The organism is Hyphomonas sp. (assembly GCF_041398465.1).
GTDB lineage: Bacteria > Pseudomonadota > Alphaproteobacteria > Caulobacterales > Hyphomonadaceae > Hyphomonas.
Window position 1 is genome coordinate 889,638 of record NZ_JAWKUS010000001.1, and the last position, 20,355, is coordinate 909,992.

General features: G+C 63.5%; 20 protein-coding genes. 11 read left to right on the forward strand and 9 right to left on the reverse strand.

What is annotated here, in order from left to right; translation table 11 throughout:
- Positions 1-125 precede the first annotated feature (125 nt).
- Together acnA and R3C98_RS04390 are read left to right on the forward strand one after the other, a co-directional pair.
- Positions 126-2,813 (forward strand): aconitate hydratase AcnA, encoded by a 2,688-nt coding sequence (gene acnA, locus R3C98_RS04385; RefSeq protein WP_371312899.1) that lies wholly within the window; start codon positions 126-128, stop codon positions 2,811-2,813.
- Positions 2,814-2,912: 99 nt separating this feature from the next.
- Complete coding sequence (locus R3C98_RS04390) at positions 2,913-3,596, forward strand: DUF1223 domain-containing protein (protein ID WP_371312900.1); 684 nt, start codon at positions 2,913-2,915, stop codon at positions 3,594-3,596.
- A 15-nt stretch (positions 3,597-3,611) separates the two neighbouring features.
- Here the strand turns inward: R3C98_RS04390 and R3C98_RS04395 are convergent, their stop codons facing one another.
- The 7 genes from R3C98_RS04395 to purE form a co-directional block, all read right to left on the reverse strand.
- Positions 3,612-4,652: a DUF4340 domain-containing protein gene (locus R3C98_RS04395; RefSeq protein ID WP_371312901.1), complete on the reverse strand. Its 1,041-nt coding sequence runs from the start codon at positions 4,650-4,652 to the stop codon at positions 3,612-3,614.
- Complete coding sequence (locus tag R3C98_RS04400; RefSeq protein ID WP_371312902.1) at positions 4,649-6,547, reverse strand: Gldg family protein; 1,899 nt, start codon at positions 6,545-6,547, stop codon at positions 4,649-4,651. Before R3C98_RS04400 ends, R3C98_RS04395 begins: the two co-directional genes overlap by 4 nt.
- 1 nt (position 6,548) lies before the next feature.
- A complete protein-coding gene (locus R3C98_RS04405; protein WP_371312903.1) occupies positions 6,549-7,307 on the reverse strand; it encodes an ABC transporter permease in 759 nt (252 codons plus the stop codon).
- On the reverse strand, positions 7,304-8,035 hold the full coding sequence (locus tag R3C98_RS04410) for an ABC transporter ATP-binding protein (RefSeq protein ID WP_371312904.1): 732 nt from the start codon (positions 8,033-8,035) through the stop codon (positions 7,304-7,306). Before R3C98_RS04410 ends, R3C98_RS04405 begins: the two co-directional genes overlap by 4 nt.
- Before the next feature lie 97 nt (positions 8,036-8,132).
- Entirely contained in the window at positions 8,133-8,888 is a 756-nt protein-coding gene (locus R3C98_RS04415) for a creatininase family protein (RefSeq protein ID WP_371312905.1), read from the reverse strand.
- A gap of 15 nt (positions 8,889-8,903) precedes the next feature.
- Entirely contained in the window at positions 8,904-9,983 is a 1,080-nt protein-coding gene (locus R3C98_RS04420) for a 5-(carboxyamino)imidazole ribonucleotide synthase (RefSeq protein WP_371312906.1), read from the reverse strand.
- On the reverse strand, positions 9,980-10,474 hold the full coding sequence (purE, locus tag R3C98_RS04425) for a 5-(carboxyamino)imidazole ribonucleotide mutase (protein ID WP_371312907.1): 495 nt from the start codon (positions 10,472-10,474) through the stop codon (positions 9,980-9,982). The genes R3C98_RS04420 and purE overlap by 4 nt, the downstream gene beginning before the upstream one ends.
- Positions 10,475-10,587: 113 nt before the next feature.
- Between purE and R3C98_RS04430 the strand changes: the two genes are divergently transcribed.
- From R3C98_RS04430 to R3C98_RS04445, 4 genes are all read left to right on the forward strand, one after another.
- Positions 10,588-11,274, forward strand: a complete 687-nt coding sequence (locus R3C98_RS04430; protein ID WP_371312908.1) for a GGDEF domain-containing protein — start codon at positions 10,588-10,590, stop codon at positions 11,272-11,274.
- Positions 11,275-11,389: 115 nt separating this feature from the next.
- Positions 11,390-11,557 carry a YdcH family protein gene (locus R3C98_RS04435; protein WP_321487999.1) on the forward strand — a complete coding sequence of 56 codons (168 nt, stop codon included), beginning with the start codon at positions 11,390-11,392 and terminating at the stop codon, positions 11,555-11,557.
- A gap of 60 nt (positions 11,558-11,617) precedes the next feature.
- The gene (locus R3C98_RS04440) at positions 11,618-11,923 is read left to right on the forward strand and encodes a hypothetical protein (RefSeq protein ID WP_371312909.1); all 306 of its coding nucleotides are present in this window, start codon (positions 11,618-11,620) and stop codon (positions 11,921-11,923) included.
- A gap of 5 nt (positions 11,924-11,928) precedes the next feature.
- The gene (locus R3C98_RS04445) at positions 11,929-12,687 is read left to right on the forward strand and encodes an SDR family NAD(P)-dependent oxidoreductase (protein ID WP_371312910.1); all 759 of its coding nucleotides are present in this window, start codon (positions 11,929-11,931) and stop codon (positions 12,685-12,687) included.
- Between the two features lie 23 nt (positions 12,688-12,710).
- On the opposite strand, the gene R3C98_RS04450 is transcribed toward R3C98_RS04445, so the two are convergent.
- Positions 12,711-14,405, reverse strand: coding sequence for an alkaline phosphatase (locus R3C98_RS04450; protein WP_371312911.1), 1,695 nt, complete (start codon positions 14,403-14,405; stop codon positions 12,711-12,713).
- Positions 14,406-14,495: 90 nt separating this feature from the next.
- Here R3C98_RS04450 and R3C98_RS04455 point away from each other — a divergent pair, with 90 nt between their 5' ends.
- Positions 14,496-15,515: an RluA family pseudouridine synthase gene (locus R3C98_RS04455; protein ID WP_371312912.1), complete on the forward strand. Its 1,020-nt coding sequence runs from the start codon at positions 14,496-14,498 to the stop codon at positions 15,513-15,515.
- Here the strand turns inward: R3C98_RS04455 and R3C98_RS04460 are convergent.
- Entirely contained in the window at positions 15,512-16,429 is a 918-nt protein-coding gene (locus tag R3C98_RS04460) for a DUF3108 domain-containing protein (RefSeq protein ID WP_371312913.1), read from the reverse strand. The genes R3C98_RS04455 and R3C98_RS04460 overlap by 4 nt on opposite strands.
- Positions 16,430-16,686: 257 nt before the next feature.
- On the opposite strand from R3C98_RS04460, the gene rpmB reads away from it, so the two are divergent.
- The 4 genes from rpmB to cobS all read left to right on the forward strand — a co-directional run bounded on the left by rpmB (position 16,687) and on the right by cobS (position 20,354).
- A complete protein-coding gene (rpmB, locus tag R3C98_RS04465) occupies positions 16,687-16,971 on the forward strand; it encodes a 50S ribosomal protein L28 (protein WP_034760974.1) in 285 nt (94 codons plus the stop codon).
- 123 nt (positions 16,972-17,094) lie between these two features.
- On the forward strand, positions 17,095-18,771 hold the full coding sequence (locus R3C98_RS04470) for an amidohydrolase (protein WP_371312914.1): 1,677 nt from the start codon (positions 17,095-17,097) through the stop codon (positions 18,769-18,771).
- A 24-nt stretch (positions 18,772-18,795) separates the two neighbouring features.
- The gene (locus R3C98_RS04475; RefSeq protein WP_371312915.1) at positions 18,796-19,260 is read left to right on the forward strand and encodes a DUF4440 domain-containing protein; all 465 of its coding nucleotides are present in this window, start codon (positions 18,796-18,798) and stop codon (positions 19,258-19,260) included.
- A gap of 110 nt (positions 19,261-19,370) precedes the next feature.
- The gene (cobS, locus tag R3C98_RS04480) at positions 19,371-20,354 is read left to right on the forward strand and encodes a cobaltochelatase subunit CobS (protein ID WP_371312916.1); all 984 of its coding nucleotides are present in this window, start codon (positions 19,371-19,373) and stop codon (positions 20,352-20,354) included.
- Position 20,355: the final 1 nt, after the last annotated feature.

Here is a 20,355-nt window from a genome sequence, read left to right on the forward strand (position 1 = left end):
GCGCTGCAGGATAGTCCTTTTGTCCCGATTGCCTCAGCGCCTCCGGCCTTATATGAGACGGGCACGCGCCGCCCATTCCGCCCGGCGGCCCCGGATTCACATCTCAGACGCGAGGTTTCCCTCCCATGCCGTCCCTCGACAGCTTCAATTCCAAACGCACGCTCACCGCCGGTGGCAAGACCTACACCTACTACTCCATCGAGGCCGCCGCCGAGAACGGACTTGGCGATGTTTCCCGCCTTCCGGCCTCGCTGAAAGTGCTGCTGGAAAACATGCTGCGTTTCGAAGACGGCAAGACCGTTACCAAGGACGACATCCTCGCGTTCAAGAAATGGCTCGACAACAAGGGCAAGGACGATCACGAGATCGCCTACCGCCCGGCCCGCGTGCTGATGCAGGACTTCACCGGCGTTCCGGCCGTGGTCGACCTCGCCGCCATGCGCGACGCCGCCCAGAAGCTCGGCGCCTCGGCCGAAGCCATCAACCCGCAGGTCCCGGTTGACCTCGTCATCGACCACTCGGTCATGGTCGACAGCTTCGCCGGCCCGGACAGCTTCAAGAAGAACGTCGAGATCGAATACCAGCGCAACCAGGAGCGCTACGAGTTCCTCCGCTGGGGCTCGACCGCGTTCAAGAACTTCCGCGTCGTTCCGCCCGGCACCGGTATCTGTCACCAGGTGAACCTCGAATATCTCGGCCAGACCGTCTGGACGAAGGAAGAGGGCGGCGAAACCGTCGCCTATCCGGACACCTGCGTTGGCACCGACTCGCACACGACCATGATCAACGGCCTGTCCGTCCTCGGCTGGGGCGTCGGCGGGATCGAGGCTGAAGCCGCCATGCTCGGCCAGCCGGTCTCCATGCTGATCCCGGAAGTCATCGGCTTCCGCCTTGATGGCAAGATGGCCGAAGGCGCAACCGCGACCGACCTCGTCCTGACGGTTGTCCAGATGCTCCGCCAGAAGGGCGTTGTCGGCAAGTTCGTCGAATTCTACGGCCCGGGCCTCTCGAACCTGACCCTCGAAGACCAGGCGACCATCTCCAACATGGCCCCGGAATATGGCGCGACCTGCGGCTTCTTCCCGGTCGACGAAGACACGGTGAAGTATCTCAGCAATACCGGCCGTGACGCCGACCGCGTGGAACTGGTCGAAGCCTATGCCAAAGCGCAGGGCTATTGGCGTCCGGACCAGGCCGAGCCGGTCTTCACCGACACGCTGGAACTCGACCTCGGCGCCGTCGTGCCGTCGATTTCCGGTCCGAAACGCCCGCAGGACCGCGTGCTCCTTTCAGAAGGCGATTCCGCATTTGCCGACGCCATGGCGAAGGAATTCGGCAAGGCATCGGACGCGGCTGAACCTGTGTCTGTCGAAGGCGAAGACTATACGGTCACGCATGGCGATGTGTTCATCGCCGCCATCACGTCCTGCACCAACACATCCAACCCGTCCGTGCTCATCGCCGCTGGCCTGGTGGCCAAGAAGGCCAATGAGCTGGGCCTCACCCGCAAGCCATGGGTGAAGACGTCGCTCGCGCCCGGATCGCAGGTCGTCACCGACTATCTCGACAAGGCTGGCCTGACGGACGATCTGAACGCCCTCGGCTTCAACCTCGTCGGCTATGGCTGCACCACCTGTATCGGTAACTCCGGCCCGCTGGACCCGCATCTCGCCAAGGCGATTGCCGATGGCGACCTCGTGTCCTGCTCGGTCCTCTCGGGCAACCGGAACTTCGAAGGCCGCATCGGCCCGGACATCAAGGCGAACTATCTCGCCTCGCCGCCGCTGGTCGTCGCCTACGCAATCGCCGGTACGCTGCGCAAGAACCTGACCAAGGATCCGATCGGCACCGACAAGAACGGCAATGACGTCTACCTGAAAGACATCTGGCCGACCTCGCACGAGATCGCCGAGATCATGGCCAAGGCCGTGACCCCGGAAATGTTCGCCGAACGTTATTCCGACGTCTTCAAAGGTGATGAGCACTGGCAGGGCATCGAAGTGTCCGGTGGCCAGACCTATAGCTGGCCGCCCGGCTCGACCTATGTTCAGAACCCGCCTTACTTCGAAGGCATGAGTCTCGACGTGGACGACCCGACAGACGTGAAAGACGCTCGCGTTCTGGCCGTGTTCGGCGACTCGATCACCACCGACCACATTTCCCCGGCAGGTTCGATCAAGGCCTCCAGCCCGGCAGGTGTTTACCTGCAGGAGCATCAGGTCTCCCCGCTCGACTTCAACTCCTACGGCTCGCGCCGCGGTAATCACGAAGTCATGATGCGCGGCACCTTCGCCAACATCCGCATCAAGAACCAGATGGTTCCGGGTGTCGAAGGCGGCGTCACGATCCACTATCCGGATGGTGGCCAGATGGCGATCTATGACGCGGCCATGAAGTACGAAGCGGAAGGCACCCCGCTGGTCATCTTCGCTGGCGACCTCTACGGCAACGGTTCCTCGCGGGACTGGGCCGCCAAAGGCACCGTCCTGCTCGGCGTCCGCGCCGTGATCGCCGGCAGCTTTGAGCGGATTCACCGCTCCAACCTGATCGGCATGGGCGTCCTGCCGCTCGAGTTTGCGGAAGGCGAAAGCGCGGCAGCCCTCGGCCTGACCGGCAAGGAACAGGTGACCATCGAAGGCATCAACGACATCAAGCCGCGCCAGTCGCTTGAAGTGAAGATCACCCGTGAAGACGGCACGACCTTCACCGCCAATACGGTGGTCCGCATCGATACCGAGAACGAGCTGGACTACTACCGCAATGGCGGCATCCTGCACTATGTGCTGCGCAACCTGGCGCGCGGCGCTGCCTGAGGCAGCTGACCGGAACTTGGCAGTCAAAACCCCCGCAGCAGGCGCTGCGGGGGTTTTTTGCAGCCCTCACACCGGTGTGATTGTGTTGTGGGGGCGAGGATGATCTATACAGAGACCGTGATGAAACGCTCGCTCGCAGTCCTTCTTGCCGTTTTTTCCGCCGCAGCCCCGGCCGCCATGGCGGAGTCGCCAACACTGATCGAACTGTTCGCCTCGCAAAATTGCCGGGCCTGCCCGAAGGCACATGTGACGCTGAAAGAGGTCGATGAGGCCCGTGACGATGTCCTGATCCTGACCTGGTCGGTCGATTACTGGGATTATCTCGGCGGCAAGGACCCGATGGCCATGGGCGAGTCGAAAGAGCGCCAGCGCGCCTATGTCGACCGGTTCAAATTGCGCGGCCCCTACACGCCGCAGACGGTTTACAATGGTGTCGAGCAATGCCCCGGCAACAAGCCCGGCAAGGTCGATGCGGCGATTTCGAAGGCCCGCAAGGAAGCGCCGGAAGGTGTTCGCCTCGTGCGCAAGGGAGACGGGGTCGAGCTGACCGGCAAGGCCAAGGGCCTGACGGACATCTGGTATGTCGATTATCTGGACGGCGAAGACAACACGACCGACATGGTCCATCCGGTGACGCAGGTGACCGCGTTGGGCCCCTGGCTTGGCGGCAGAACGGTGATCACGCTGCCCGCCTGCCATTCGCATTGCGCCGTGATCATTCAGGAAGCTGGCTTCGGCCCGGTGCTCGCCACAATGCCGCTGGACCCGGCGCCGGGGCACTAGGCCCAGAAACCCGGATCAGGGCGTCTCGGGAACCGCGATGACCGGCGGTCTGACGATGGAACTCACCGCCGGTGTGAAATCGTTCCAGTCATATTCCGACAATTCAAACGCCCAGCCGGTCGCCTTGTCATTGATCGTGCTGCCGCGATGGGCGCCTTCACCGGCTTCGATGGCCCGCATCGTGACGAAAAAGCCGTCTGGCTCGCGATAGGCTTCGACGTCCACTTCCAGTCCGTCATGCGTTTCGGTGATGTGGCGGCCGACCGGTTTGGTCGTGAGATCCGCTGCAGGCTTCACACCGATGGGCTGGAACCGGCTGAGAGCGAGTGCGGGCGTTGAAGCGGCAATCCGGCTGATCAGGCGGAAGTCCTGATAGGGCGGGCCGGGGCGGAAGCTGCGCTCGCTCGTGCCGACGGCGCGTTGCAGGTAGAGGCTCTCTCCATACCGGTCGAACAGTCGGACAGCGGAGACGGCATCGGGGCTGATGTCGAGAATGTCGAGGTCCAGCCAGGCATCGGCATTGTAGAGTGGCGGCAGGTCACCGCTCACCTGATAGGCCTGTGTTTCATCCGGCCGGCGGGCATAGAGATGCTCGCCCTTGCGGCCCGTGATGATGCCCGCAGTGATCTCGCCATTGCTGTTGGCAAGCTCAATCAGGGCGCCGGTGCCGCCCTCGCGCGGATCGCCCAGGCCGACACGGTTCAGCTTGCCGGGGTCGCGGGTGCGGGCTTCGCCCCAGGTCATCTCGCCCAGGCCCGTGGCAAGTTCGGCCAGACGGTCGGCCCGGACGGGATAGCCATGCGTGCCTTCCAGCGTCCAGCCATCGATACTGTTCAGCAGGCGGTAGGATTCGTCGGCCAGCGTCACGCGGATTTCTGCGGCTTCGGCGCGGGTTGCGGCAAAGTCCGGCAGAACGGGCTGTCCGGTCCGTCCAGTCTGGGCGGGTTCGCCCCGGAAATCGAGGTTCACAAGCACGGCGAGCAGCGTCAGCACACCTGCCATGGCAGCAAGGACCTGCAGGCGCTTGCGGCGCTGGCGCTGGCGGAGTTCGGTCATGACTCCCTCCGCGCGCGCACTTGCTGGCGGCGCCAGACGAGCAGGCCCGCCAGCGCGATCAGGATCGGTCCGCCCCAGATGTTGATGGCTTTCAGCGTTGCTTCCATCCGGTCGATATCGTGGCGGTAATCGCGCTCGATCGTGCGCAGCTCTCCGCGCAGGGAGACGATCCGCTCGCGGAGCTGGGCGAGTTCAACACGCTCGTCGTCGGTCAGGTCAGCCGAATCGTCGCCTTCGAAGAAGCCGTCGGTGGAGCCGATGGCCTGCAGCTCTTCCAGCCGTCCTTGCGCATCGTTGAGGCTGGCTTCCAGTTCGGCTTGCTGGCGGAAATACTTGGCCTCCGCGGTGGCCCGCATCTTGTCGATGCGTGTCATCGGCCTCAGGCTCGGCGCGCGGGACCGGAGCCGCGAAAGTTCTCCGCCGCCCGCTAGCGCATCCAGCGCGTTCAGCACCAGCGCGCCATTGTCCGCTACCACGATGTTGCGACTCGGCACGATGTAGAAATCGTCGGCGATGAAATCGACATCGGCGATGAAGACAACTTCAGCATCGGTCTCGCTGGCGGAAATGTGCGGCGGCGCGTTGGCGGCGTCCGCCCGGGCGAGTTCCGCCATGACGGGGTCTGACGGTTCGTCCAGCGCCGGAGCACCCGCCGGAAAAGCGGTTGTGAGATGACCGGACAGGCGCGCGGCCAGTACCAGCGGCCCCGGCTGCGTCTGGTAGGATTTCAGCGTGTCCGACGGCGTCATGTCGCGCACCGCCTTTTCGGCATCGATGTAGGAAGGACTGGGGCCCGTCTCGATCAGCGGCGAGAAGGTGACCCCCGCTGGCAGTTCCGACACGACAAGCGCGCCCGGCGCGCCGAAGTTCACGACCCGTGTCAGGTCTGCCGTGATCAGATCGTCCTGGTTCATGTCGCCCGCAGGCGCGCCAATGAATAGCGGATGCGCCTGCTCCTCGATCCGTCCGTCGCCGGCATCGACCGGCACGGGCAGCGCGCCTGCCGCATCCGCCACCGCGTCATGCGAAAGGGTAACGCCCCAGGCGTCTCCCAGCTTGCCGAGATCGGAACTCACCCCGGCATCAGAAATGTCGAACAGGCCCTGGCCGACGGCCGTCTTGGCGGCAGGGTCGACAAGGAAGACGGCCCGGCCCTTGCGCAGGATAAACTGGTCGATCAGCCATTCCTGCCAGTCGGAAAGGGGCGGCGGGTGCGCGACCAGCAGCACGTCGAGATCGGCGGGCAATGACCGGAACTGGTCGGAAATCGGCACGATGTCGAAGGACCGGTCGATATCCGACAGCAGCGTATAGCCCCCTTGTCCGCCCGGCGCCGACATGCCCGGCAGCGTGGTCAGGATGCCGACGCGTGGCGGGTCAGGATCGTCCAGCCGGGCCACCATGCGGGTGAGATCGTACTCCAGCGACACTTCCCGTTCCGGCGCCAGGAAAGGGATCACCCGCTGGTCGTCGATCGTGTTGCGGCCAATGATGCCGAAATAGAGCGGGTCATCGCCATTCGTGTCGATAGCGGTGATCCCGGCGGCCAGCGCCTCGTCCTCGGCGGGAGAGAAGGGGGTCGGGTCGATCTCCCGCACCCGGACAGAACCGCCGGACTGGGATTCGTAGGCTTTCAGCAATTCCCGCACGCGGGCAGCATAGGCGCGCACGGCGGGATAGTCCTGCGCGACGCTGCGGGAGTAGACGAGCGTCACGTCTACCGGCTCGGCGATGTCCGACAGTTTCTCCCGCGTCGCTTTCGACAACGAGTAGAGATGGTTCTCGGTAAAATCGATCTGCGCGCCGATCAGCACTTTTTGCGCCAGCAAATTCCCTGCCACGAAAATGACTGTGACGAGCGCTGTCGCGATCAGGAGGTAGTGTTTCGACTTCATCTCAGCCGAGCCTCTGGCGGGAGGCCCAGAGGCCGTTGAGAATGGCCCAGAAGGCGGTGAAGCCGAGGAAGAACATGACCGAGCGCAGTTCCAGCACGCCGCGCTGCGCGCCTTCGAACTGTGTCAGGAAGGAGAATTGCGCGACAAGGTCGGCAAAGCCGGTCCCGAACAGTGCTTTCACGGTGGAAAGGACCAGCGGCCAGCCCGCAGCAGTGAAGGCGAATGCGATCAGGACACTGATGACGAAGGCCGTCACCTGGCTGCCCGTCAGCGCCGATACGGCAGAGCCGATGGAGAGGTAGGCGCCCGCCATCAGGAAACTCACCAGATAGGTCAGCGCGATGGCCGTATTGTCCGGCCCGCCAAGGTAATTCACCGTGATCCACATCGGGAAAGTCAGCAGCAGGCCAACGCCTGCCACGGTCCAGGCCGAACATAGCTTGCCGAGTACCAGCCCAGGCATGCCGAGCGGCAGGGAGAGGAGCAGTTCGTCCGTCCCCGCACCCTGTTCATCCGCCCAGAGTCGCATGGCGAGCGCTGGCAGGAAGATCATGTAGAGCCACGGATGCCAGACAAAGAAGGTCGCAAGATCGGCAGAGCCCGTATCGAAAAAGCCGCCTGCTTCCCAGGTGAACACGCCGAGCGCCAGCAGGAAGACGGCAAGGAAGACATAAGCCAGGGGCGTCGCGAAATAGGCGCCAAGCTCCCGCCGGTAGGTCGCGCCGAAGCCGCCCATCTGCTGGCGAAGAAACTCCATCATCGGGCGTTCGCCTCGGCCTGGTCGGTCAGGCGCATGAAGGCGCCTTCCAGCGATCCGTCATCGGATTTCTTCGCAAGGTCGTCCGGTGTGCCGTCTGCGACGATCACACCCCGGTCGACGACAATCGCGCGTGTGCACATGGCTGGCACTTCGGTCAGCGTGTGGGTGGAAATCAGGATCGCCTTGGTCGGCGCCATGCGCGCGATCAGGGCGCGTACGGCACGTTTCTGGTTCGGGTCGAGGCCATCGGTCGGCTCGTCCAGGAGCAGGACCGGCGGGTCGTGCAGGATGGCCCCGGCAAGGCCCACGCGGCGGCGATAGCCCTTGGAGAGGGAACCGATCCGTTGGCCCGCGACGGTTGTGATCCGCGCATCGGCAATGGCGCGCTCCACCGCGTCCTTGCGTTTCGCACGGTCGATCTTCCGGGCGGCGGCCATGAAATTCAGGAATTCGGGCGGCGTCATGTCATCATAGAGCGGCGCGCCTTCTGGCAGGTAGCCGAGCGCGGCCTGAGCCTGCCTGCGATTGGACACGATGGACTTGCCGTCGATCAGCGCATCGCCTGCATCCGGCTCCAACACGCCTGCGATCATGCGCATGGTCGTGGATTTGCCTGCACCATTGGGCCCCAGGAAGCCGAGCACCGTGCCTTTCTCGAGCGTGAAGGATACGCCCTGCACGGCGCGCTTGGCGCCAAAGCTTTTTTCCAGACTGCGAATGTCGAGCATTCTCTGGTTCAGACGCCTCTTATCATGAGAGATTCTGATACCGTCCTTGGCCGCATCTGGCCAGAGTCCGGAAAATTACGCTGTCAGCAAGGTTCGGTTACGCCGCGAAGCGTTTCACCTCTTCCAGAACCGCTTTGGCGGCGGCGTCCACGATTTTCGCGCCGTCTTCCGCGTTGGACTGTGTCGGGTCAGAGCCGATGCGGCCATCCGGGAAGTCGCGGCGATATTGCACCGCATCGCCGATCTTGCCGTTTGGCGCGATCTTCGGGCTCATCTCGACTTCTGGCCGGGCGCGGTCCGGATAGCCGAAATAGGTGACCGACACTTCGGACGCTGTTGCGTGGCTGCCATGACCGACGGGGTAGAGCTGGTTGCAGAGCTGCATGACCGGCGAGAAATCCCACCAGTTGCGCAGTTTCAGCGTCAGGCCCGGGCGGTTGTCGGCGCCGCGCGGGTCGAAGCTGCGCCGGGCATGGATCTCGGAAAAAGCCGCCTCGATCGTGGCGATGTTCCCGCCATGGCCGTTCAGCCAGTAGATCCGCTCGAAGCCGTGGCGCATCAGGCTTTCGGTCCAGTCTGCCATGGCTGCAATCATCGTCGTGGGGCGCAGTGTGATCGTGCCGGGGAAACCGAGGTGATGCTGCGCGCAGCCGACCGAAAAGGTCGGGCCGACGAGCACGTCATCCGGTGCCTGCGCTTCGGCATGGCGCGCGATGATTTCGGGGCAAAGCGCATCGGTGCCGATAAAGCCGTTCGGCCCGTGCTGTTCCATCGATCCGATGGGGATCAGGATGGTGCGCGATTTCTGCAGCCAGGCTTCGATATCCTGCCAGGTGGAGACGGGAAGCAGCATGGGATCTGTCCTCTTCTAGGTCTTCCGGGGGGCGAGCCGCCGCGTGATATGGCCCATCTTGCGGCCGGGGCGAGCTTCATGCTTGCCATAAAGGGTCAGCACGTCGCCGGGGGCAAGGCTCGCCGGGTCAACATTCCCGGCCTCGCCGATCAGGTTTTCCATCTCGGCATCGAACAGGCGCCGCGTATCGCCCAGCGGCCAGCCGCAGATGGCGCGGATATGCTGTTCGAACTGTCCGGTCTGGCAGGCTTCCGGCGTCCAGTGGCCGGAATTGTGGACGCGCGGGGCAAATTCGTTCGCCAGCAGGCCGCCATCGGGCAGCACGAACAATTCCAGCGCCAGCACGCCGACATGGCCCAGTGCATCGACCAGCGCGATCGCCTTCTCCCGCGCGGCCTGTTCTACAGCAATCGGCAGGCCGGACGGCACGGTCGAGGTCGCGAGGATGCCGTCCTTGTGCACATTGCACGGCGGTGCCCAGGTCGCGGTCTCGCCCCGGCTGGACCGGGCCACGATGACCGAGATTTCGCGCTCGAACGGGACGGGCGCTTCCAGCACGCAGGGTGCGCCGCCGACATCGGCCCAGGCGGCTGCGATATCGTCGGCCGAGCGGACCCAGGCCTGGCCCTTGCCGTCATAGCCGTCGCTCCGGGTCTTCAGAAGTCCGGTTCCGCCAAGTTCCGGCAGGGCTTTGGCAATGTCATGATCCGAATTGATCATGCGATAGTCCGCCGTAGCGATGCCTATGTCGTTGAGAAATGCCTTTTCTTCGGCCCGGTCCTGAGAGGTCGCGAGCGACTTGGCGCCGGGATAGAGGTGGTGGCCCGTGGCTTCGATGACGTCGGCGGCGACGACGGGAATGTTCTCGAATTCCAGCGTGATGACGGCGCAGGCCGCGGCGAAGTCGGTCAGCAAGGCCTTGTTATCATAGGCGCCTTTCCAGTGGCGCCGGGCCACGCGGGCCGCCGGTGGATCATCTTCCGGGCAATAAATATCGACATCGAAGCCGAGGCGTTGCGCGGCATTCGCCAGCATGCGGCCGAGCTGGCCGCCGCCAAGGATCCCGATCACACTGCCTGGCGCGACGGGCGTCATTCTTCCGGCGTCTCCCCCACACCATCGGTCTGGGCCTGCCGGTAGGCGTCGAGCTTCGCGGCGACGGCATCGTCTTCCAGCGCCACGATGGAGGCGGCCATGATGCCAGCATTCACGGCGCCCGCTTCACCGATGGCGAGGGTGCCGACCGGTACGCCGCGCGGCATCTGGACAATGGAGAGCAGGCTGTCGAGGCCGGACAATGTCTTCGACTGAACCGGCACGCCCAGCACGGGCAGGGGGGTCATCGAAGCGGTCATGCCGGGCAGGTGGGCTGCGCCGCCGGCGCCCGCGATGATCACTTTCAGGCCGCGGCTCTTTGCGCCCTTGGCATAGCTGACCAGCCTGTCCGGCGTGCGGTGGGCCGAGACAATCCGGGCTTCGTAGGCGACGCCGAGTTCGCCCAGCAGGCGAGCGGCTTCCTTCATCACCGGCCAGTCCGACTGACTGCCCATGATGATGCCGACCTTGGGGGATTCGCTTGTTGCCATGGCATCCTCGCTGGCGGAAAGCGCGCACCATATGCAGGCGGCTTGCCCCGTCAACTGCCGCCTGCTGGGAGAACTCGCTCCACAAGCTGCCGGACAGCACGTATCCTCATGAAATGGCGGATGACGGCTTCCATTTGCAGGCAGATCGGCGGCGGGCGCTGATCGACATCCTCGGTGTCGATCTGGAGCGCGCGGACCGGCACACCCGCGCCGCCATCGAGGCGCTCTGCGATGAGGTCATCTCCCTGCGCGAAGACCTCGCGGCTGCCCGCAAAGCCCTGTCGGAGGCCGAATTGCTGGCCGACAATGATGCCCTTTGCCCGATGTTCAACCGCCGCGCGTTCGAGCGCGAAGTGCGCCGCGAGATCGCTCTGGCCAGCCGGTTCGGCACGCCGCTCAGCCTGATTTTCACCGATCTCGACCATTTCAAGCCCGTCAACGACATCTTCGGCCATGCCACGGGCGATGCGGTTCTGTTGAAAGTATCGGAAATCCTGCTCGGCCTGACGCGCGATACCGACATCGTCGGCCGCCTTGGCGGGGACGAGTTCGGTATCGTGCTGTCACAGGCGACGCTGGCCGATTCTGAGCGCAAGGCAGCCCAGCTGACCGAACGGATCGATGCCCTGACGGTGCGCGGCGCAGATGATGCGCCGGACCGGAGTTTGCGCATCGGTGCCTCGTGCGGGGTGGTCGCCTGGCAGCGTGGCGAGGACGCTCAGCACCTTATTGCACGGGCCGATCAGGCCATGTTTGCGCAAAAAGCGAACAGGAAAGGCGGGCGTTCTGCCCGCGGTTGAAGCGGAGTCTGAATCTGAAGGAGGATTCATTTGAGATCAGGGTGACGACGGGTCAGGCTTATGCTTAAGTGTTGCTGTTAAGACACAGCCACTTAACAAGCAGAAGGAGACGAATATGTCGCTACAGGGCCGGAAAAGTGAGCTCGCCAACAAGCACCGCCAGCTGGACCAGAGAATTGAAGAAGAAGAAAAGCGCCCGGCTGCCGACACCCTTCGCCTCAAAGACCTCAAGCGACAGAAACTCAAGATTAAAGAAGAACTGCGATGGCTTGAAGCCAGCTAACGGCAGAATGGACAGAGCGTCCTTTCGCCGGTGTTAGCAGCAGGCGAAAGGACCGGTTCCATGCGGGACATTTTCGATCAGGACAAATCACTCAGCCTCGGCGTGATCCGTCAGGCCGCAGGTATATTCAACCTGTTGCTGGCCGCCCTGGTTTTGCTCGCCATATTGCGCGGCCTCGGCCTCTTGTTTACCGGCCACTTCGTCGGCGCCTTTCTGGAAACCCTCGGCGCTTTTGCCGTGCTCGGCTTCCTCTTCCTGGTCGTGCGGCTGCTGACAGAGCTTTTGGCCGCACTGCACCGCCTCAATGACCGCCTCACCGTCCTTGGCGATGATTTGCGTTCGGTCCGCAGCGCGGACGAGGGCTGATCGCCGTGGGATCACCCGTTACCGCCATTCTTGGCCTTGGCCGTGAGGTCGGCGACGCCGTTGCGCGCCGCTTCCACGAAATCGGGCATAATGTGCTGGCCGCCGATTCCAGCGGCGATCGTCTGCTGACGGCCAAGAATGCGATGCCGGAGAAAGTGCTGCTTCACCTCGGTGATTTGCACACCAAGCTCGGCCTGCGTAATGCCGTGGCGGCGGCGGTGGAAGGTTTCGGCCGGATCGACAATCTCATCGTCATCCCCAGCATTGAAGACCCCGATTCCATCCACGATTTTTCTCAGGAAAAATTCGACAAGGCGCTGGCCAAGACGGTGCGGGGCGCGGCGCAATGCCTGAAAGTCTTCTCCGAACGGATCGAGGAGCAGGCAGACCTGCCGACCTCCGGTGCCGAGCGTATCCGTCAGCGCGGAACGATCACTTTCGTCCTGTCCTATTCGGCGCTCGCCACGATGCCGGGCCGTTTTACCGAATCTGTGACGCAGGCCGGCGTGTTGGGCGTGGTCCGCGCAGGCTCGCTGGATCTGGCCGAAGCCGGCATCCGCGTGAATGCGATCGTCGCGATCCGTCCGCGTGAGGAAAAAATGGAAACCTGGACAGTAAAGCGTACGCCGCTTGGCCGGGCGGCCCTCGCCGACGAGATTGCAGATGCTGCCGCTTTCCTGGCATCTCCGGAAGCAGCCATCATTACCGGCGAGGTTTTGCGCCTCGATGGCGGGCGCTCAGGCCTCGCCGGCATTCTGGATTGATCAGTCCCTGATCAGCCGAGCAATCAGGCTGGCATCAGGCCCGACATGCCGTCGTCTTCAGCAACGGTTTTCCATGCCGATACCGATTCCAGCGTCCATTCCGCCGACAGGATGGTGGAGACCTTCTTGTATTCCGCATGCGCCGTGTCTGGCGTCAGGGTCATGACGATATAGCCATGACCGAACGGGTCGTACCAGTCGACTGACGCGTTGGCATCCGCCACCAGCTCGCCGAGGTTCGGCACGTCCTTGATGACCGAGCCCATGCCGGGCGAGGTGATCGAGGTGCAACCGAATTCCACGCCGCGTTGCTCGCCCTTGGCATCGATCAGCGTGTTGGCCCATGCCGTATGTGTGTCGCCAGTGACGGTCACGAGACGGGCATTGGTTTTTTCGGCCGAGGCGTAGAGGCGCTCGCGGGCCGCCGGGAAACCGTCCCAGGCATCGAGATTGAACGGCAGGCCGAGGGCCGAGAAGCCAACCATGCCTTCGACATAGGGGCTGTCCTGCGCGGCGATCTGCTCCGGCGTCAGAACCTCGCCCATGTTGGGAAGGACGACCTTGGCCATGATCACCTGGTTGGCCAGCACCTGCCAGGTCTTTCCGGCGGAAACGGATTTGCCAAGCTCGCCTTCCAGCCAGGCTTCCTGCTCTGCGCCCAGCATGGTGCGGGCAGGGTCGTTGATCTCGGCCACTTTCGCCTGGACGCGGGCCATCATTTCTTCCTGAGACGGATTACCGGACAGGACCGAGTACCATTCCAGTTCCGGCGAGCGGCCCGTCAGGCGGGATTCCAGCGCGTGGACAGTTGCCACATCGCCGAATTCGAAGCTGCGCCAGACGGCGGAAGTGATCTTGCCGGGCTCCGGCTCGCGCACCGGGATCCATTCGAAATAGGCCTGGATGGCGGCCATCTTGCGGTCAGACCAGCTGCCTTCATTGTTTTCCGGATTGTGATTCTCGGCGCCGGTCCGGTAGGAATCGTTGGCGCTCTCATGGTCGTCCCAGGTGCAGATCCACGGTGCGGCGGCATGAGCAGCCTGCAGGTTCGGGTCGGATTTGTACTGGGCGTGGCGCAGGCGGTAGTCCGTCAGGGTGATACATTCCGTGACCGGATCGTGCGGGCGGCCGATACTCTTGGCGACTTCACTGCCATACCCGTCGATTCCGTATTCATAGATGTAGTCGCCGAGGTGCAGGATGACATCGACGTTCGGCTCTTCCGACAGGGCCTTGTAGGCATTGAAATAGCCGAACTGCCAGTTGGAGCAGGAGATGACGATCATCTTCACCGGCGTATCGCCCGAGGCGGCTGTCGTGCGCGTGCGCCCGGTTGGGGAGGTGACGTCGCCGCCTTCAGTCATGGCCGTGAATTTGTAGGTGTAGGTGGTGGCGGGCGTCAGACCTTTGGCATCGGCCTTCACGCAGAAATCATGGGCCGCGTCGGCGCTCAGCATGCCGGAAGTGACGAGCGCGCCGTCCGGCCCGAACACTTCGTATTTGACCGGGATCGCACCGTCGCCGGTTTTCGGCGTCACACGCGTCCAGAGAATGACGCGGTCGGTCAGCGGGTCACCGGAGGCGACACCGTGGAGGAACTCCACTTCACCGGCATAGCCCGATGGGGCCGTCGTCGCGGCGGGTGTGGCGCAGGCGGCCAGGCTGAGTGTTCCAGTGGCGGCAGCACCAAGCAGGCCGCGGCGTGTGACGTTCGTCATGGGATTTCCTCCAACAGGGCAGGGCCGGTCTAGCGCCGGTTCGAGACAATAGCATGACGCGCGCCTCCGCTTTCGTCTATAAGCCGCGCGATGAGCCAAATGACCTTTACCGCCGCCCCGGAAGATGCCGGAAAGCGCCTCGATGTGTTTCTCGCCGCCGCGGCAGAGGACCTCTCGCGGTCGCGCCTGAAAACCCTGATCCTCGACGGGGCCGTGACAGTGGACGGCACGGCCGAAACCAATCCGAAGAGGCCGGTGATCGCTGGCGCGAAATACGCCGTCGCCGTGCCGGAGCCTGTCGCGGCAGAGCCGGAGCCGCAGGACATCCCGCTCGACATCCTGTTCGAGGATGAGCACCTCATCGTGATCAACAAGCCGTCCGGCATGGCCGTGCATCCGGCGCCTGGCAGCCAGGATGGCACGCTGGTCAATGCGCTGCTGTTCCATTGCCGGGGCCAGCTCTCTGGCATTGGCGGGGTGGAGCGGCCGGGCATCGTGCACCGGATCGACAAGCTGACGACCGGCGTGCTCGTCGCTGCCAAGACGGAGCCGGCGCATCTCGGCCTGTCGGCGCTGTTCAGCGCGCATGACATCGAGCGCGCCTACCTTGCCGTGACGCGCGGGGCACCGCGGCCCTCGCAGGGTACGGTGGATGAGCATATCGCCCGCTCCAGTGGCGACCGGAAGAAGATGGCCGTGGTGAAAAACCCGGAAGCCGGGTTCGGGCGCCACGCCGTTACGCATTACAAGACGCTGGAGACGTTCGGCATCCGGGAGAAAGGCACGAACTTTCCCTCCGCGGCACTCGTCGAATGCCGGCTGGAGACGGGGCGGACGCACCAGATTCGCGTTCACATGGCGCATATCGGTACGCCGCTGGTCGGCGATCCGGTCTATGGCCGCCACAAGGGCGTCTCGGCGCTGGGCTCGGGGCCGGGCCGGGATGCCGGGTTCGACGCGGCTCGGGCATTCCCACGTCAGGCCCTGCATGCCGCCGTGCTGGGTTTCATCCATCCGATAACGAAAGAGGCGCTCCGGTTCGAAGCGCCTCTGCCTGAGGATATGAGCGACCTGATCGAGGCGCTGCGGCGCCTTCCCAAAAAGGTCTAGTTCTCGGCGACTGTCTGCCCTGTGGCGGCTTCTTCCGTGACCAGCGGTTCAAAACGCAGTGTCTTGGCCGTCAGGGTCACGTCGCCAATCTTCTTGGAGTCGGCAGCAATCTTGATCGGCACTGTCGCGCCATTGTCGAGCGGGGCCAGCCACATGCGCAGCGGGCCGTCGATGCCGGTGAGGTTGTCGTTGTCCGCCTCGCCTTTCTTGTAGCCGGCAATCTTGTCCATGGTGACATGGCACTCGATCGCCTCGCCGGTCCACACAGGCGTGTCGACCTTCTTGGTGCCGGCATTCTTCAGGTGAAGATAAGTCAGCTGCCGGCCGTCGAAGATGCGGATCGGCCCGCCGCACGGGTCTTCGCCCGGGGCGCGCGGCTCCAGCGCGAACGTGATCAGCGCCGTGATCGGGTCGTTTGTCTTCAGCACCTGTTCTGTCGTGGCCGCCGGATCACCGAGATTTCCGAACACCGGATTGGCGTTCATGATGAAATCGGTGTCGGTGATTTCCATCTCCACCTTGCGGTTCTTTTTCCCGTCCTTGTTCTGCGAAACATAGGTGCGGGTCTTCAGTTCACCGTCGCGGGTTTCGCCTTCGGCATGGATGTTCATGTCGTAATTGACGAACCAGTCCGCGATGCCGGTGACCTTCACGCGGGAATCGATCGTGTAGGTGTCGGGCTTCAGGTCCGTCGTGAACGTGGCGCGCCCGGTAGCCGGAATGAAGAAGATGTAGGCCTTGGCCCGCAGCTCGTATTCCATACGCGTCGGCGTGCCGGCCTTCACATTGGTGAGGATGGCGCCGGACGCATTCTTCGGTGCGGGCGATTTGTCGGCCGTGGCCAGACCCGCCGCGGCGAGCCCTGTCAGGGCCAGCGCGGCTGCGGACGCAAGGAAAGTCGAACGTTTCATCATCTGATCGATACCGTTTCCAGACCGGCCGGGAGGGCTGGTCGTTTCAGTTAAGCCATATATAGGCCTTCGGGGCCAACGCTGCCTGAACAACCATGCCGTTTTCCCGCCTCAATCGGGCGGATTTGCGGTCAAACCTTGTGACAAGCAGTTACAGGCCCTGTGAACTGAGGATTCGCGGCACAGCGGAGTTGACAGGAAGGCCTCAGGCGTTTTAACAGCGCGCCTTCGAGATAAGACCCATTTATTGGAGCGAGACCATGTCCCGCGAGTGTGAACTTACCGGCACCAAGCCGATGGTCGGCCACCGTGTCAGCCACTCCCAGATCAAGACGAAGCGGATCTTCCGTCCGAACCTTGTGCGCGTCACGCTTCACTCCGAAGCGCTGAACCAGAATTTCCCGATGCGTATCACGGCGTCTGCCCTGCGCACCGTTGATAAGCTGGGCGGCCTCGACGGCTTCCTAGCCAAGGCCAAGGACGACACGCTGTCGGCCAAAGCCCTCAAGATCAAGCGCGATATCGCTAAAAAGGCAGTTGCCTGATATCTGCCCACTGCTGCAGCAGAAATTGCAGAAACGGAACAGCGCGCCAGTTTTGGCGCGCTTTTCTTTTGCCCCCCGGAAGATCGCGTGGCAGGACAAGGCCGCGGATCAACGGAGGTCTAAATGTTGCGCATTGCCAGTCTCGCCCTCGCCCTGACACTTGCTGCCTGTAGTGCAGGCCAATCGCCAGAGCCGGCTGAGCCAGCGCAAAAGCTGACCGTTTTCACGGGCGGCACCATCTATACCGGCATTGCTGACCTTCCGACGGTCGACGCTGTCGTCGTCGGCGAGGATGGCCGAATTGTCGGCACCGCGCCCCCCCTGTCGGAAGACTGGGACGAGGCCGAGATCGAACTTGTCGATCTGAAGGGCGCCTACATGTATCCGGGCTTCACGGATGCGCACGCCCACCTGATGGGCATTGGCCAGCGGGAACTGACCCTGAATCTGGAAGGCACCTCGTCGGTTGCCGAACTTGTTTCGAAGATCGAAGCCGAAGTGCAGGGCAAAGCGCCCGGCGTCCTGATCTTTGGCCGGGGCTGGATCGAAACCGGCTGGCCGGAAGGCCGCATGCCGATGGCGGCCGATCTTGACCCGATCACGCCCGACAATCCGGTGATCCTGATCCGCGCCGACGGCCACGCCATGGTGGTGAACACCGCCACGATGGAAGCGGTCGGCATTACCGACGAGACCGAAAACCCGGATGGCGGCGCGATCGAGCGCGACGCCGACGGCCATGCCACCGGCATACTGATCGACAATGCCATGGCGCTGGTCGCGCCGCTGCGGACCAAGCCGGACGCTGCTGCAAAGGCCCTCGCGCTGGAAACCGGCGCAAAAGTCTATGTCTCGCGCGGCTGGACGGGTGTACACAATATGAGTGTCGGCCCGGACGAAGCCCCGATCATGCTGGAGCTGGCGGGGGAAGGGAAACTTCCGCTCCGCCTGTGGAACGCCTTCGACGCAACGGAGGAGGGCATGGCGCTCGCCGCGGCGCAGGATTATGAGGCGCCGACGATCACCAACCACGCCATCAAGCTTTACATGGACGGCGCCCTCGGCTCGCGCGGGGCGCAGCTGATCAAGCCTTATTCCGATCGTCCTGACACGTCCGGCCTGTCGCTCATCACCAATGAAGACCTTGCTGACTTCATGAAGCGTTCCGACGAGAGCGGCATTCAGGTGGCGATCCATGCCATCGGCGACCTCGCCAATCAGCGCATCCTCGATATCTATGAGGCTGGCGGTTACCCGCCGGAGAAGCGCTGGCGGATCGAGCACACCCAGATCCTCGCTCCGACCGACATTGCCCGCGTTGGCGCGCTCGGATTGATCGCTTCGATGCAGCCGAGCCATGCCATCGGCGACCTGCATTTCGCCCCGTCCCGCCTCGGCATCGACCGCCTGGCCGGTGCCTATGCATGGAAAGCGCTGATCGATGACGGCGCCGTGGTTGCCGGCGGTTCGGATGCGCCGGTGGAAGTCGGCTCGCCGCTGATCGAGTTCTACGCCGCTGTTGCCCGGAAAGACCTGAAAGGCTTCGAAGGTGAAGGCTGGCATCCGGAACAGAAGCTGACCCGCGAGCAGGCGCTCGCGCTGTTCACCACGTCGGCGGCCTATGCCGCGTTCCAGGAAGACGATCTCGGCACGATCGAAGCCGGCAAGCTCGCAGACTTCACCGTGTTCGACATCGACCTGATGACCGTGCCGGAAGCGGAAATCCTCGACGCGAAAACGGTTATGACTGTCGTCGGCTGCAAGATCGTGTATGAAGCAGGCACGGCTGAGGGCCAGTAGGGGTACAAGTCAAAGGAGAGGCGAATGCCTCCATTGATGCAGCGTCTCATCGCCCTGCCGGCGATGGGCCTTGCCGCCTGTGCCACGGTTTCCTCACCTGCCGCCACTGAACAGGAATTGCTCGACACCGACCGGGCCTTTGCCGCGCGAGCGATGGAAATCGGCGCCGGACCGGCATTTGTCGAGTTTGCCGCCGAGGATGTCACCATCTTCCCCGCTGGCGCCGCCCCGTCCTCGGGCAAGGCGGCCGTGGAAGCATGGACCTCCCATTGGCCGGAAGACATGATCGTCGAATGGATGCCGGAAGCGGCGCATGCCGGGGCGGGCGGCGATTTTGGCTACACCTGGGGCTATGCCACCTATACCCAGCGCGGGCAGGAGGGAGCCTCCTACGGCAAATACATCACGATCTGGCAACGCCAGCAGGATGGGACCTGGATGTGGATCGCCGATATGGGGGCAGGCGCGCCTGCGCCGGAAGACCGCTAGCCACCCCTTCACAGGTGCGGGATTTACCTTACGTCGCACTAGCCCGGACACGTAGCCGTGCTAGAAGCCTAAATGTATGATTAGACCTCCCGAAGCCTGAGATATTTGCAATGACCGTAATGAGTGACACCACCGCCCTGGACGGCATGGAGCCGACCGAGAAGATCAATGTCCGCAAGGTGTTCGGCCTTGATACGGACATGGTGGTGCATGGCTTCAAGACCCGCACCGAATACGTGCCGGAGATCGACGAGGCTTACCGGTTCGATCCGCAGACGACGATGGCGATCCTGGCCGGCTTCGAACACAACCGCCGGGTCATGGTGCAGGGCTATCACGGCACCGGGAAATCCACGCACATCGAGCAGGTGGCTGCGCGCCTCAACTGGCCGCTGATCCGGGTCAACCTCGACAGCCATGTCAGCCGGATCGACATGGTCGGCAAGGACGCCATCGTCCTGAAGGACGGCCAGCAGATCACCGAATTCCGCGAAGGCATCCTGCCATGGGCGCTCCAGCGCCCGGTGGCCATCACCTTCGACGAATACGATGCCGGCCGCCCGGACGTGATGTTCGTGATCCAGCGCGTTCTGGAAAGCTCCGGCAAGCTGACCCTGCTGGACCAGAACCGCGTCATCGCACCGAACCCGTATTTCCGCCTGTTCTCGACCACCAACACGGTCGGCCTCGGCGACACGACGGGCCTCTATCACGGCACGCAGCAGCTGAACCAGGGCCAGATGGACCGCTGGAACATCGTGACGACGCTGAACTATCTCGAGCATGACGCCGAAGTGGAGATCGTGAAATCCAAGGCGACCGGCGTCGACGATGACACGCTCGCCAAGATGGTGACGCTGGCGGACCTGACCCGGAACGCCTTCATGTCCGGCGACCTCTCCACAGTGATGAGCCCGCGGACCGTGATCACCTGGGCCGAAAACTTCGCCATCTTCGGCAATCTCGGCCATGCCTTCCGCATGACCTTCCTCAACAAGTGTGACGAGCTGGAGCGCCCGCTGGTCGCCGAGATGTACCAGCGTTGCTTCGCCGAGGAACTTCCCGAAAGCGCCTTGATGGTGAAGGTGGCCTGAG

What these genes read in the sequence shown, in the direction of transcription:
- cobS (WP_371312916.1), top strand. Translation starts at nt 19,371, where the DNA reads ATGACCGTAATGAGTGACACCACCGCCCTGGACGGCATGGAGCCGACC.
- R3C98_RS04430 (WP_371312908.1), top strand. Translation starts at nt 10,588, where the DNA reads ATGGCGGATGACGGCTTCCATTTGCAGGCAGATCGGCGGCGGGCGCTG.
- R3C98_RS04470 (WP_371312914.1), top strand. Translation starts at nt 17,095, where the DNA reads ATGTTGCGCATTGCCAGTCTCGCCCTCGCCCTGACACTTGCTGCCTGT.
- R3C98_RS04420 (WP_371312906.1), bottom strand. Translation starts at nt 9,983, where the DNA reads ATGACGCCCGTCGCGCCAGGCAGTGTGATCGGGATCCTTGGCGGCGGC.
- R3C98_RS04400 (WP_371312902.1), bottom strand. Translation starts at nt 6,547, where the DNA reads ATGAAGTCGAAACACTACCTCCTGATCGCGACAGCGCTCGTCACAGTC.
- rpmB (WP_034760974.1), top strand. Translation starts at nt 16,687, where the DNA reads ATGTCCCGCGAGTGTGAACTTACCGGCACCAAGCCGATGGTCGGCCAC.
- purE (WP_371312907.1), bottom strand. Translation starts at nt 10,474, where the DNA reads ATGGCAACAAGCGAATCCCCCAAGGTCGGCATCATCATGGGCAGTCAG.
- R3C98_RS04435 (WP_321487999.1), top strand. Translation starts at nt 11,390, where the DNA reads ATGTCGCTACAGGGCCGGAAAAGTGAGCTCGCCAACAAGCACCGCCAG.
- R3C98_RS04415 (WP_371312905.1), bottom strand. Translation starts at nt 8,888, where the DNA reads ATGCTGCTTCCCGTCTCCACCTGGCAGGATATCGAAGCCTGGCTGCAG.
- R3C98_RS04440 (WP_371312909.1), top strand. Translation starts at nt 11,618, where the DNA reads ATGCGGGACATTTTCGATCAGGACAAATCACTCAGCCTCGGCGTGATC.
- R3C98_RS04405 (WP_371312903.1), bottom strand. Translation starts at nt 7,307, where the DNA reads ATGATGGAGTTTCTTCGCCAGCAGATGGGCGGCTTCGGCGCGACCTAC.
- R3C98_RS04455 (WP_371312912.1), top strand. Translation starts at nt 14,496, where the DNA reads ATGAGCCAAATGACCTTTACCGCCGCCCCGGAAGATGCCGGAAAGCGC.
- R3C98_RS04390 (WP_371312900.1), top strand. Translation starts at nt 2,913, where the DNA reads ATGATCTATACAGAGACCGTGATGAAACGCTCGCTCGCAGTCCTTCTT.
- R3C98_RS04460 (WP_371312913.1), bottom strand. Translation starts at nt 16,429, where the DNA reads ATGATGAAACGTTCGACTTTCCTTGCGTCCGCAGCCGCGCTGGCCCTG.
- R3C98_RS04410 (WP_371312904.1), bottom strand. Translation starts at nt 8,035, where the DNA reads ATGCTCGACATTCGCAGTCTGGAAAAAAGCTTTGGCGCCAAGCGCGCC.
- R3C98_RS04475 (WP_371312915.1), top strand. Translation starts at nt 18,796, where the DNA reads ATGCCTCCATTGATGCAGCGTCTCATCGCCCTGCCGGCGATGGGCCTT.
- acnA (WP_371312899.1), top strand. Translation starts at nt 126, where the DNA reads ATGCCGTCCCTCGACAGCTTCAATTCCAAACGCACGCTCACCGCCGGT.
- R3C98_RS04395 (WP_371312901.1), bottom strand. Translation starts at nt 4,652, where the DNA reads ATGACCGAACTCCGCCAGCGCCAGCGCCGCAAGCGCCTGCAGGTCCTT.
- R3C98_RS04450 (WP_371312911.1), bottom strand. Translation starts at nt 14,405, where the DNA reads ATGACGAACGTCACACGCCGCGGCCTGCTTGGTGCTGCCGCCACTGGA.